The sequence below is a fragment of the Kocuria sp. UCD-OTCP genome (genome assembly GCF_000349605.1).
In the GTDB taxonomy this organism is placed as follows: domain Bacteria; phylum Actinomycetota; class Actinomycetes; order Actinomycetales; family Micrococcaceae; genus Kocuria; species Kocuria rosea.
Genome location: NZ_AOSQ01000027.1, coordinates 1 through 12,035 on the forward strand (window position 1 = coordinate 1; position 12,035 = coordinate 12,035).

10 protein-coding genes are annotated in these 12,035 nt (G+C 73.0%); all 10 read right to left on the reverse strand.

Features of this window, described 5'->3' with window-relative positions; genetic code table 11:
* Positions 1-484: 484 nt before the first annotated feature.
* Complete coding sequence (gene hisD, locus H488_RS28920; RefSeq protein WP_017833674.1) at positions 485-1,840, reverse strand: histidinol dehydrogenase; 1,356 nt, start codon at positions 1,838-1,840, stop codon at positions 485-487.
* 58 nt (positions 1,841-1,898) lie between these two features.
* Positions 1,899-5,447, reverse strand: coding sequence for a DNA polymerase III subunit alpha (gene dnaE, locus H488_RS28925; RefSeq protein ID WP_017833675.1), 3,549 nt, complete (start codon positions 5,445-5,447; stop codon positions 1,899-1,901).
* A 91-nt stretch (positions 5,448-5,538) separates the two neighbouring features.
* Positions 5,539-6,489, reverse strand: a complete 951-nt coding sequence (locus tag H488_RS28930; RefSeq protein ID WP_017833676.1) for an RluA family pseudouridine synthase — start codon at positions 6,487-6,489, stop codon at positions 5,539-5,541.
* Positions 6,482-7,072: a signal peptidase II gene (gene lspA, locus H488_RS28935; RefSeq protein ID WP_017833677.1), complete on the reverse strand. Its 591-nt coding sequence runs from the start codon at positions 7,070-7,072 to the stop codon at positions 6,482-6,484. The genes H488_RS28930 and lspA overlap by 8 nt, the downstream gene beginning before the upstream one ends.
* A gap of 204 nt (positions 7,073-7,276) precedes the next feature.
* Positions 7,277-8,014 carry a DivIVA domain-containing protein gene (locus H488_RS28940; RefSeq protein WP_017833678.1) on the reverse strand — a complete coding sequence of 246 codons (738 nt, stop codon included), beginning with the start codon at positions 8,012-8,014 and terminating at the stop codon, positions 7,277-7,279.
* A 169-nt stretch (positions 8,015-8,183) separates the two neighbouring features.
* Positions 8,184-8,474, reverse strand: a complete 291-nt coding sequence (locus H488_RS28945; RefSeq protein ID WP_017833679.1) for a YggT family protein — start codon at positions 8,472-8,474, stop codon at positions 8,184-8,186.
* A gap of 9 nt (positions 8,475-8,483) precedes the next feature.
* Positions 8,484-9,005, reverse strand: coding sequence for a cell division protein SepF (locus H488_RS28950; RefSeq protein WP_017833680.1), 522 nt, complete (start codon positions 9,003-9,005; stop codon positions 8,484-8,486).
* Between the two features lie 128 nt (positions 9,006-9,133).
* Positions 9,134-9,913, reverse strand: a complete 780-nt coding sequence (locus H488_RS28955) for a YggS family pyridoxal phosphate-dependent enzyme (protein WP_017833681.1) — start codon at positions 9,911-9,913, stop codon at positions 9,134-9,136.
* Entirely contained in the window at positions 9,910-10,641 is a 732-nt protein-coding gene (locus H488_RS28960; RefSeq protein ID WP_017833682.1) for a polyphenol oxidase family protein, read from the reverse strand. The genes H488_RS28955 and H488_RS28960 overlap by 4 nt, the downstream gene beginning before the upstream one ends.
* Positions 10,642-10,750: 109 nt before the next feature.
* Positions 10,751-11,998, reverse strand: coding sequence for a cell division protein FtsZ (gene ftsZ / locus H488_RS28965; protein ID WP_017833683.1), 1,248 nt, complete (start codon positions 11,996-11,998; stop codon positions 10,751-10,753).
* Positions 11,999-12,035: the final 37 nt, after the last annotated feature.

Sequence of the window (12,035 nt, forward strand, 5' to 3'; positions counted from 1 at the left end):
TGTGCGGACGTGACTGGAGTTCAGACGTGTGCTCTTCCGATCTCGCAGGAGGTCGATCGCCTCCTCGAAGTCCCCCAGGCCGTCGAAGGCCTGGTAGACGCTGGCGAAGCGCAGGTACGCCACGACGTCCAGCCGGCGGAGCGGGGCCAGGATCGCGAGCCCCACCTCGTGCGCCTCGATCTCCGCGGCGCCCAGCGCCCGGATCGTCTCCTCGACCTCCTGGGCGAGCATCGCGAGGTCGTCCTCGCTCACCGGCCGCCCCTGGCAGGCCTTGCGCACCCCGTTGACGATCTTCTGCCGGTCGAAGGGCTCGGTGACGCCCGAGCGCTTGATGACCGAGATGGTCGTGGTCTCGAGCGTGGTGAAGCGCCGGCCGCACTCGGAGCACTGGCGGCGGCGGCGGATCGCCGTCCCGTCGTCCGTGGTGCGGCTGTCGACGACGCGGGAGTCGGTGTGACGGCAGAACGGGCAGTGCACGGTCGGATCAGCTCCCGGTGCGGATCGTGATGGCCCGGCCGTGCGCGGGCAGGTCCTCGGAGCGCGCGACGGCCACGATGTCCTCCCCGATCACGGCGAGCGCGTCCTGGGTGTACTCGACGATCTGCACCGCCTTCATGAAGGCGGTGGTGGACAGGCCCTGGGCGTGCACCGCCGTCCCGCCCGTGGGCAGCACGTGGTTCGAGCCCGCCGCGTAGTCGCCGAGCGGGACGGGGCTGTAGGGCCCCAGGAAGATCGCCCCCGCGTTGCGCACCCGGGCGGCCACCTCCTGCGGGTCGGCGGTGTGGATCTCGAGGTGCTCGGCGGCGTAGGCGTCGGCCACGGCGATCGAGGAGTCGAGGTCGTCGGTGAGCACGATCCCGGACTGCGGCCCGGACAGGGCGGTGGTGATCCGCTCCCGGTGCTTCGCCTCGGGGACCTGGACGGCGAGCTCCGCGGCGACCCGCTCGGCGAGCTCGGGCGAGTGGGTGATCAGCACCGCGCCGGCGGCGGGGTCGTGCTCGGCCTGGGAGATGAGGTCGGCGGCCACGTAGGCCGGCACGGCGGTGTCGTCGGCCAGCACGGCGATCTCGGTGGTCCCCGCCTCGGCGTCCACGCCGACCACGGAGCGGAGCAGGCGCTTGGCGGTGGCGACGTAGACGTTGCCCGGACCGGTCACGGTGTCGACCGGCTCGAGGACGTCGTCGCCGTCCGTGACCCCGTGGGCCATGGCGGCCAGCGACTGGGCGCCGCCGATGGCCCAGACCTCGTCCACCCCGAGCAGCCCCGCGGCCGCGAGGATCGTGGGGTGCGGCAGGCCCCCGAACTCCTTCTGCGGCGGGCTGCACAGCACCACGGAGCCGACCCCGGCCGCCTGGGCCGGGACGACGTTCATGACCACGGACGAGGGGTAGACGGCCAGCCCGCCGGGCACGTAGAGCCCCGCCCGGCGCAGGGGCGTCCATCGGTGCACGAGCACGGCGCCGGGCGCGACCTCGACGCGGGCGTCGGCCGGGCGCTGCGCCTGCGCGAAGGCCCGGGTGCGCTCGATGGCGGTCTCCAGGCCCCGGCGCACGGCCGGGTCCAGCTCGTCGACCGCCCGCCGGATCTCCGCCGGGTCGACGCGCAGCCGGTCCTGGGCCACGCCGTCGAAGCGCTGCGCGTAGCGGCGCAGGGCGACGGCGCCCTCGGTGCGGACCGCGGCGATGATCTCCTCCACGGCCTGCTGCGCCGAGGCGAGCGACGTAGAGCTCTGCCGGGGCACTGCCGCCCGCAGCTCGGACCAGGACAGGTGCCGGCCGCGCAGGTCGATCGTTCGCAGGACGGGAGTCGTGGTCGTCTCAGCAGTAGTCACGCTCTCCATGGTATTCCACCGCGGCGCCCGGCCGGGTGCCGGGCCTTGCGCTCAGCCGCCCGGTGGGCTACACCTCCAGGCAGGTCGGGCCGAGCAGCACCTTGAGGTCCCCGAACAGCGCCGGTGAGGGGTTCACCCGCAGATCGGGGCCCAGACGCAGGACCTGCACCTTCTGGCGGGTCTCGAGGTGGATGCGCACCTCGGAGTCCCCGCGGTGGTTGCGCAGCACCGCGCCGATCTCCTTGACCGTCTCCTCCGTGGCGCGGAACTCGGGCAGGGCGATCAGCACGGGGCCGCTGTGCCCGTCCGCCGAGAGCTCCGGCACGGTGAGCTCCTGCGCGGAGATCGTCACCGACCCGTCGTCCCGGCGCTGCAGCCGGCCCTTGATCACGCAGATGAGGTCCTCCGCGAGCACGCCCGCGATGGGGGCGTAGGCCTTGCCGAAGAACATGATCTCGATCGAACCCGTCCGGTCCTCGAGCTCCACCCGCGCGTAGGCGTTGCCCGAGGTCTTGGCGATCCGCCGGGACAGGGAGGTGATCATGCCCGCCACGGTCACCACGGCGCCGTCGGGCCGGCCGTCCTCGCCGAGCAGCGGCTGGATCGAGGTGTCAGCGTACTGCCCGAGCGCCTCGTCGAGGCCGCGCAGCGGGTGGTCGGAGACGTACAGGCCGAGCATCTCGCGCTCGAAGGCCAGCAGGTCCTTGCGCTCCCACTCGGGCACGTCCGGCACCGCGACGGTCAGCGACGTCGAGGGGTCCTCGTCGTCCAGCCCCATGCCCCCGAAGAGGTCGAACTGCCCGGCCGCCTCCTGGCGCTTGACGGCGACCGTGGCGTCCACGGCCTCCTCGTGGCAGAGCACGAGTCCGCGCCGGGTGTGGCCCAGCCGGTCGAAGGCGCCCGCCTTGACCAGGGACTCGATGGTGCGCTTGTTGCACACCACGGCGGGGACCTTCGCGAGGAAGTCGTTGAAGGAGGTGAAGGCGCCGTGCTCCTCCCGGGCCTCGACCATCGCGCTGACCACGTTGGCGCCCACGTTGCGCACCGCGCCCATCCCGAAGCGGATGTCGGTGCCCACCGGGGTGAAGTTCAGCGCGGACTCGTTGACGTCCGGGGGCAGCACGGTGATGCCCATCCGGCGGCACTCGGTGAGGTACAGGGCGAGCTTGTCCTTGTCGTCGCCCACCGAGGTGAGCAGCGCGGCCATGTACTCGGCCGGGTAGTGCGCCTTGAGGTAGGCCGTCCAGTAGGAGACGAGGCCGTAGGCGGCGGAGTGGGCCTTGTTGAACGCGTAGTCCGAGAAGGGCAGGAGGATGTCCCACAGGGCCTTGATCGCGGCCTCGGAGTAGCCGCGCTCCACCATGCCGCCGTGGAAGCCCTCGTACTGCTTGTCCAGCTCCGACTTCTTCTTCTTGCCCATGGCGCGGCGGAGGATGTCCGCCTGGCCGAGCGTGAACCCCGCGACCTTCTGGGCGATCGCCATGACCTGCTCCTGGTAGACGATCAGGCCGTAGGTCGTGTTGAGGATCTCCGCGAGCGGCTCCTCGAGCTCGGGGTGGATCGGGGTGATCTCCTGCTGGCCGGTCTTGCGCAGCGCGTAGTTCGTGTGCGAGTTCGCGCCCATGGGACCCGGGCGGTACAGCGCGATGACCGCGGAGATGTCCTCGAAGTTGTCGGGGCGCATGAGTTTGAGCAGCTGGCGCATGGGCCCGCCGTCGAGCTGGAACACCCCGAGGGTGTCGCCGCGGGCCAGCAGCTCGTAGGACTCGGCGTCGTCGAGCAGGAGGTTCTCCAGGTCGAGGACGAACCCGTCCTGGTTCAGCGTGATGTTCTCGATCGCGTCGGAGATGATCGTGAGGTTGCGCAGCCCCAGGAAGTCCATCTTGATCAGCCCGAGCCCCTCGGAGGTGGGGTAGTCGAACTGGGTGATGACCTGCCCGTCCTGCTCGCGGCGCATGATCGGGATGATGTCGATCAGCGGGTCCGAGGACATGATGACGCCCGCCGCGTGCACCCCCCACTGCCGCTTGAGCCCCTCGAGGCCCTCGGCGGTGTCGAAGATCTTCTTCGCCTCCGGGTCCTGGGCGAGGATCTCGCGCAGCTCGTCGGCCTCCCCGTAGCGCTTGGCGCTCTCGTCGTAGACGTCCTTGAGGGAGATGCCCTTGCCCATGACGTCCGGCGGCATGGCCTTGGTCAGCTTCTCCCCCATCGAGAAGGGGTAGCCGAGCACGCGCGAGGAGTCCTTGAGCGCCTGCTTGGCCTTGATGGTGCCGTAGGTGACGATCATGGCCACGCGCTCGTCGCCGTACTTCTCGGTGACGTAGTGGATCACCTCGGAGCGGCGGCGGTCGTCGAAGTCGACGTCGAAGTCGGGCATGGAGACGCGGTCCGGGTTGAGGAAGCGCTCGAAGATCAGGCCGTGCTCCAGAGGGTTCAGCTCGGTGATGCGCATGGCGTACGCGACCATCGAGCCGGCCCCGGAGCCGCGGCCCGGGCCCACCCGGATCCCGTTGTTCTTGGCCCAGTTGATGAAGTCGGCCACCACCAGGAAGTACCCGGGGAAGCCCATCTGCAGGATGATGCCCTTCTCGTAGTCCGCCTGCCGCTGCACGTCCTCGGGGATCCCGCCGGGGAAGCGGTGGTGCAGGCCCCGCTGCACCTCCTCGACGAACCAGGACTCCTCGTCGTGGCCCTCGGGGGTCGGGAAGCGGGGCATGTAGTTCGCGGAGGTGTCGAACTCGACGTTGCACCGCTCCGCGATCTCCAGGGTGTTGTCGCACGCCTCGGGGAAGTCCCGGAACAGCTCCCGCATCTCCGCCGGGGACTTCAGGTAGAACTCGTCGGCGTCGAACTTGAACCGCTTCGGGTCCGCCAGCGTCGAGCCGGACTGCACGCACAGCAGGGCGGCGTGGGACTTCGCGTCCTCGGCGTGGGTGTAGTGCAGGTCGTTGGTGGCCACGAGCGGCAGCTGCAGGTCCTTGGCGAGCTTGAGCAGGTCGCCGGTGACCCGCTTCTCGATCCCCAGGCCGTGGTCCATGAGCTCGCAGTAGTAGTTCTCGGCGCCGAAGATGTCGCGGAACTCCGCCGCGGCCTGCCGCGCCTCCTGGTACTGGCCCAGGCGCAGGCGGGTCTGCACCTCGCCGGAGGGGCAGCCGGTGGTCGCGATGAGGCCCTTGCCGTAGGTGTTCAGCAGCTCGCGGTCCATGCGCGGCTTGTACAGCTGGCCCTCCAGGGACGCCAGGGACGAGGCGCGGAACAGGTTCTGCATGCCCTGGGTGGTCTCCGCGAGCAGCGTCATGTGCGTGTAGGCGCCGCCGCCCGAGACGTCGTCCCGGCCGCCGTCGGCGAACTTCACGCGGGTGCGGTCGGAGCGGGCGGTGCCCGGCGTCAGGTAGGCCTCCACGCCGATGATGGGCTTGATCCCCGCGTTGCGGGCCTTGTTCCAGAAGTCGAAGGCCCCGAAGACGAAGCCGTGGTCGGTCGTCGCCAGGGAGGACATCCCCAGTTCGTGGCAGGCCTCGAAGAGGTCGTCCAGGCGTGCCGCACCGTCGAGCATCGAGTACTCGGTGTGCACATGGAGGTGGGTGAAGCTGTTCTTGCCGGTCGCCGTCGTCACCCGACCAGTGTAGTGGTCCGCACCGACCGCTCCGCCCCGCCGGGGCCGTCCCGCGACGGCCGGCTCCCCCGGCCGGGGCCGCTCCGCCGGGTCAGGCGGGACCGCCGTCGCGCAGCGTCTCGAGGGCGAAGGAGAGGTCCGGCGGGTACGGGCTCTCGTACTCGACGGGCTCCCCCGTGCCGGGGTGCTCGAAGCCCAGGCGCTTGGCGTGCAGCCACTGCCGGGTGAGCCCGAGGCCGGCCGACAGCGCGGGGTCCGCGCCGTAGGTGAGGTCCCCGCAGCACGGGTGGCGCAGCGCGGAGAAGTGCACGCGGATCTGGTGGGTGCGGCCGGTCTCCAGGTGCACCTCCACGAGCGCCGCCCGGCCGAAGGCCTCCAGGACCTCGTAGTGGGTGATCGACGCGCGGCCGCCGTCGACCACGGCGAAGCGCCAGTCGTAGCCGGGGTGGCGCCCGATCGGCGCGTCGATCGTCCCGCGCAGCGGGTCCGGGAGGCCCTGCACCACCGTGTGGTAGACCTTCGTGACCGTCCGGTCCTTGAAGGCGCGCTTGAGCGCGGTGTACGCGCGCTCGGTGCGGGCCACGACCATCAGCCCGGACGTGCCGACGTCGAGCCGGTGCACCACACCGGCCCGTTCGGGGGCGCCGGAAGTGCTCACGGTGACGCCCGCGCCCGCCAGGGCCCCGACCACGGTCGGTCCCTTCCAGCCCGGCGAGGGGTGCGCGGCGACGCCGGGCGGCTTGTCGATCACCACGATGTCGTCGTCCAGGTGCACCACGCGGAAGTCCTCGACCAGCTGGGGCACGATCCGGGCCGGGTCCTCGGGGACGGGCACGTGCACGGTGAGGGTCTGCGAGGCCTCGACCCGGAAGGACTTGGCGACGGGCCGGTCGCGGTGCAGCACGCGGCCCTCGGCGCAGAGCACGGCGGCCGCGGAGCGGGAGAGCCCGGTGAGGGCGGCCACGGCGGCGTCCGCGCGCTGCCCCTCGAGCTCGGGCGGCACGGTGAAGCGCTCCTGCACGTGCTCCTCGGGCTCAGCCACGGGTGCCCTCCTCCTCCGGCGAGGCCTCGACCCGCTGCGCGTCCGGGGCGCCCGCGCCCGTGCGGGTGCCGTCGAGCTCCCGGCCGAGCAGCGTCAGGAGCACCACGAGGGAGACCCCCACGACCACCCCGCAGTCGGCGATGTTGAAGATCGCGAAGCGCGGCACGGCGATGAAGTCCACCACGTGGCCCATCCCCGAGCCGGGCTCCCGCAGGAGCCGGTCGGTCAGGTTGCCGAGGGCGCCGCCGAGGACGAGCCCCAGGGCCAGGGCCCACGCGGCCGAGCGGACACGGCGGAGGGTGAGCACGATGAGGACGGAGACGACCACCATGACCAGGGTGAAGACCCAGGTGATGTTCTCCCCCAGGGAGAACGCGGCGCCGGGGTTGCGGATGAACTGCCACCACAGCAGTCCCTCGACCACCGGCGTCCGCTGGCCGAGCTCCATGGTCGCGACGACCCACCACTTGGTGAGCTGGTCCGCGGCGTACACCAGCAGCGCGGCGGCCGCGGCGAGGAGGAGGACGCCCCGCGGGGTCCGGCGGTCGGGTGCTCCGGCGGGGACTTCGGGGGACTCGCTCATGCTCTCCTCGGGTGGCGGGGCGGGGATCGGGCTCACCCCGGGGTGGCGGGGCGGCGGGGACGTCGGCCCCGTTCCATGGTGCCACGTCCGCCCGGGAGCCATCCGCCCCGGGGGCGCCCCTCCAGGGGCGGCCCGGGGCGGACGACGACGGAGGGACCGGCACGTGGCCGGTCCCTCCGCGGGGTGCGCGTCGCGGTGCGGCGGCTAGGCCTGCTCGGACCGGACCGGGGCGGCGGCGCCGTCCGCGGCCGGTGCGGGCTCGAGGGACGGGGTGGTGTCCAGGTCCTGCAGCTGGTCCTGGATGTACGCCTTGAGGTTGGTGCGGTAGTCCTGCTCGAAGGCGCGCAGCCCCGAGACGCGGGCCTGCAGCTCGGCCTGCTCCTCCTGGAGGGCCGTGAGGGTCTCCTCGCGCGTGCGCTGGGCGTCCGTGACGAGCTCCTCGGCCCGCTCGCGGGCCTCGCCGACGATCCGGTCCCGCTCGGCGGTGCCCTCGGCGACGTACTCGTCGTGCAGCTTCTGGGCCATCGCCAGGACTCCGGCCGCGGACTGCGCCGCGCCGGAGGTGGGCGCGGTCTCCGCGGGGACGGTCTCGGCGGCTCCGGTGCCGGCCGCGGCGGGCGAGGTCAGCTCCACCGCCTCCTGCGGCGCGCCGCCGGCGACCGGGGCGGGGGCCTCGACGGTCTCCCCAGCGGTCTCTCCGGCGGTGTCCTCGGCGACCGGGAGGCCGGGCTCGGAGACGGGCGACGGCGCGGAGTCCTTGGGCGCGACGGGCTGCCCGGCGGCCTCGAGCTGCTGCTTGAGGTCGCTGTTCTCCTGGTTCAGGCGGCGCAGCTCCACGACGATCTCGTCGAGGAAGTCGTCGACCTCGTCCTGGTCGTAGCCCTCCCGGAACTTGGTGGGCTGGAACCGCTTGTTGATGACGTCTTCGGGCGTCAGAGCCATGGGTGCATTCCTTCGTGGGCGGAGCGCGGGCGCGGCCCGCGGCGGGGGATCCGTCCGACCGGGGCCGGGGCGGCGCGGTGGCCGGCGCCCGGTGGTCGTGCGGTTACAGCGTACAGGCCGGTCCCCGGCGGGCCGGGTCGGACCGGCACTGCGTCAGACCGGCACTGCGTCAGACCAGCATCGAGCCGATGATGCCCTGGACGATGCTGACGGCGAAGATGAGGATGAGGAACCCGAGGTCCAGCGACACCCCGCCGAAGCGCAGGGGCGGCACGATCCGCCGGAGCCACCGCATCGGCGGGTCGGTGACGGTGTACACGGCGGAGGCCCCGACGAGGGCGGCTCCGCGGGGCCGCCAGTTGCGGGCGAACATCTGCACCCAGTCGAGCACGAGGCGCGCGAGCAGCGCGACGTACACGAGGTGCAGTGCCAGGTACAGCACGGAGAGCAACAGGTCCATCGGTCCGCCTCAGTCCTCCTGGTGGTCGTCGGTCTCGTCCTCGCCGCCGGCGGGGTGCCCGACGACCTCCACGTAGGACGGGGTGAGCAGGAAGACCTTGCCGGTCACCCGTTCGATGGAGCCGTGCAGGGCGAAGACCAGGCCTGCGGAGAAGTCCACCAGGCGCTTGGCCTCGGCGTCGCCCATGTCGCTGACGTTCATGATGACGGGCGTGCCCTCGCGGAAGGCCTCGCCGATGGACTTCGCGTCGTTGTAGGAGCGGGGGTGGACCGTGGTGATCGTGCGCAAGGTCGAGCTGTCCTCTCGAGAGCTGGAGGGGGCGCGTTTGATGGGGGTGACCGGCGCCCGGTACTCGGCCGACCGGCGCGGCACGGCCACTGCGGTGGACTCGTGGGCGCGGGCCTCGCGCGGCTCCTCGCGGACCGCGGCGGTGGGCTGGTGCTCCTGGCGGGACGGCGTCGGCTCGTCGTAGTCCTCGTCCGTCTCGGCGAGGCCGAGATAGATCATGGTGCGGCGCAACGCTCCGGCCATGGTGCTCTCCTTGACTGTCTGTGCGGATATCGGCGGTGGGGGGAGTTCCGGGATCCTCGGACCGCCCTGCGCCCGTGGTGCTGCCCGGAACGCGGTACGGCCCTGGCCCCGCGGGGCCGTCCTCCAAGCTATCCTACGGGCGCCCGGGGCCCGAGGATATCGGAGCCGACGCGCACGTGCGTGGCTCCCCGGGCGACCGCCTCCTCGAGGTCCTGGCTCATCCCCGCGGACACGGCCGCGGCCTCCGGGAGGGACCGCCGCAGCCGCTGCGAGAGCTCCTGGAGGCGGTCGAAGGCGGGCCCCGGGGGCGCCCCCAGCGGGGCGACGGCCATGAGGCCCCCGGCCCGCAGGCCCTCGGTGCCGGCGATCTGCTCGGCGAGCCCGACGACGTCCTCGGGGCGGGCGCCGCCGCGGCGCTCCTCGGCGTCCAGGGACACCTGGACGAGGCACGTCAGGTCCTGCTCGGCGCACGGCCCGGGGGCCGCGTCCCCGGCCGCCACGGCCTCCCGGTGCCGCTGCACCGCCTTGCCGAGGGCCGTGACCAGGGAGGCCCGGTCCACGGAGTGCACCCACCCCGCGTAGCGCACCACCGACTTCGCCTTGTTGGACTGGAGCTGGCCCACGAAGTGCCAGGTGAGGGGTCCGTCCACGAGCCCGGCCACCTCCCGCGCCTTGGCGGCGGCCTCCTGGTCCCGGTTCTCCCCCACGTCCCGGACGCCGAGCCGGTGCAGCCGGGCCACGTCCGCGGCCGGGAAGAACTTCGTCACGGCGACCAGCACGGGCTCCTCGGCCGCCCCGCTCCCCCGCGCCGCGGCCGCGATCCGGGCACGCACCCGGTCGAGGGACCGGGCGAGCTCCAGGGTCCGCGGATCGTCGCCGCCGGGGGCGGCGGCCGGGTCGGCGCTCACGCGGCGTCCTCTCCGCGGGGACCCGAGCGCCAGACGAGGCCGACGATGCGGCCGGAGCCGGGGTCCCTGCGGTGCGAGGACAGCCGCTCGTTCTCGAGGGTGCAGGAGGGGCCGGCCCCCGACGGCTCGACGACGCCGACCCCGAGGGCGGTCAGCCGCTCCCGGGCCCCGGCGCGCAGGTCGAGGGCAGGGGTGCCCCAGGACGTCGTGGCGGCCACCGCGGGGATCCGCTCCACGGAGTCCTCGCGCATGGCGGCCGGCACTTCGTAGCAGCTGCCGCAGATCGAGGGGCCGAGCCAGGCCGACAGCCCGCTCGCGCCCCGGGCCCGCAGCTGCTCGACGGCGCGCTCGAGCACGCCCTCGAGCAGGCCGCGGCGCCCGGCGTGCGCCACGCCCGTGAGCGGGCCGCGGGGCCCCTCCCCGACCAGCACGACGGGCACGCAGTCGGCGACCATCACGGCCAGCGGCACGCCCGTCGCCGTGACCGCGGCGTCCGCGGTCGGCACGGCCGGCCGGTCGTGCCGGTCCGCGTCGGCCACGTCGGTGCCGTGCACCTGGTCGAGGAACACCAGGGAGCCCCCGGGCACGCCGATCGACCGCTCGAGCGCGGCCCGGCGGGCCCGCACCGCGTCCGGGTCGTCGCCCGTGTGCAGGGCGAGGTTGCCCGCGCCGCGGTCCGTGAACGCCACCCGGACGCCCTGCCCGACGTCGTCCTGCCACCAGAGCACCGGGTCCTCCTGTCATTGCTCGTCGTGCCGCCGGAGGAACCGGCGGCGGGGCTTAACGCGCCCTGGGGGCGGACGCGGGTCCACCGCGTCCGCCCCCAGGGGGCCGGACTCACTTCAGGAAGTCGGGGAAGTCCAGGGAGTCCTTGCGCCCGGAGCCCGCCCCGGTGCCGGCCTCCGCCTCGGCGGGCAGGTCGACGTCGAAGCCGGCGTCGTCGGGCACGTCGTCGTTCTGCACCGGCTGCGCCCACCGCTGCGAGGTGGAGGGCTGGGCGAAGGACGGGGTCCCGCCGCGCTGCGGGGCACGGCCCACGCCGGCGGGCTGACCGGCGCCGGACCCGAAGGCCGCGCGCGTGGTCGCCGCCTGCTGGGCGGCCGCGTTGGTGTTGTTCGCGTTGGTCTCCGGGCTCACCGAGTCGAAGCCCGCGGCGATGACCGTGACGCGGGCCTGGTCACCCAGGGCGTCGTCGATGACCGCGCCGAAGATGATGTTCGCCTCGGGGTGGGCGACCTCCTGGACCAGGCGGGCGGCCTCGTTGATCTCGAACAGCCCGAGGTCGGAGCCGCCCTGGATGGACAGGAGCACGCCGTGGGCACCGTCGATCGAGGCCTCGAGCAGCGGCGACGCGATCGCGAGCTCGGCCGCCTTCACGGCACGGTCCTCGCCCTGCGCGGCGCCGATGCCCATGAGCGCCGAGCCGGCGCCCTGCATCACGGACTTCACGTCGGCGAAGTCGAGGTTGATCAGGCCCGGGGTGGTGATCAGGTCCGTGATGCCCTGCACGCCGGAGAGCAGCACCTGGTCCGCGGACTTGAAGGCGTCCAGCATGGACACGTTGCGGTCGGAGATGGACAGCAGCCGGTCGTTGGGGATCACGATGAGGGTGTCGACCTCGTCGCGCAGCGTCTCGATCCCGTTCTCCGCCTGGTTGGACCGGCGGCGGCCCTCGAAGGTGAACGGGCGGGTGACGACACCGATGGTCAGGGCGCCCAGGGAGCGGGCGATGCGGGCGACCACGGGGGCGCCGCCGGTGCCGGTGCCGCCGCCCTCGCCGGCGGTCACGAAGACCATGTCGGCCCCCTTGAGGACCTCCTCGATCTCCTCGTGGTGGTCCTCCGCCGCCTGGCGGCCGACATCGGGGTTGGCGCCGGCGCCCAGGCCGCGCGTGAGCTCGCGCCCGACGTCGAGCTTGACGTCGGCGTCGCTCATCAGCAGGGCCTGCGCGTCCGTGTTGATCGCGATGAACTCGACGCCGCGCAGCCCCTCCTCGATCATCCGGTTGACGGCGTTGACGCCGCCGCCGCCGATTCCGACGACCTTGATGACGGCCAAGTAGTTCTGGGGGGTGGAGGAGTCCATGGGTACCTAACTGGAGATGGTTCGGGTCGGGGATGGC

Bases quoted from the DNA above. Each gene is read 5' to 3' on its own strand.
- hisD (WP_017833674.1), bottom strand. From the start codon at position 1,840: ATGGAGAGCGTGACTACTGCTGAGACGACCACGACTCCCGTCCTGCGA.
- lspA (WP_017833677.1), bottom strand. From the start codon at position 7,072: ATGAGCGAGTCCCCCGAAGTCCCCGCCGGAGCACCCGACCGCCGGACC.
- H488_RS28940 (WP_017833678.1), bottom strand. From the start codon at position 8,014: ATGGCTCTGACGCCCGAAGACGTCATCAACAAGCGGTTCCAGCCCACC.
- H488_RS28945 (WP_017833679.1), bottom strand. From the start codon at position 8,474: ATGGACCTGTTGCTCTCCGTGCTGTACCTGGCACTGCACCTCGTGTAC.
- H488_RS28950 (WP_017833680.1), bottom strand. From the start codon at position 9,005: ATGGCCGGAGCGTTGCGCCGCACCATGATCTATCTCGGCCTCGCCGAG.
- ftsZ (WP_017833683.1), bottom strand. From the start codon at position 11,998: ATGGACTCCTCCACCCCCCAGAACTACTTGGCCGTCATCAAGGTCGTC.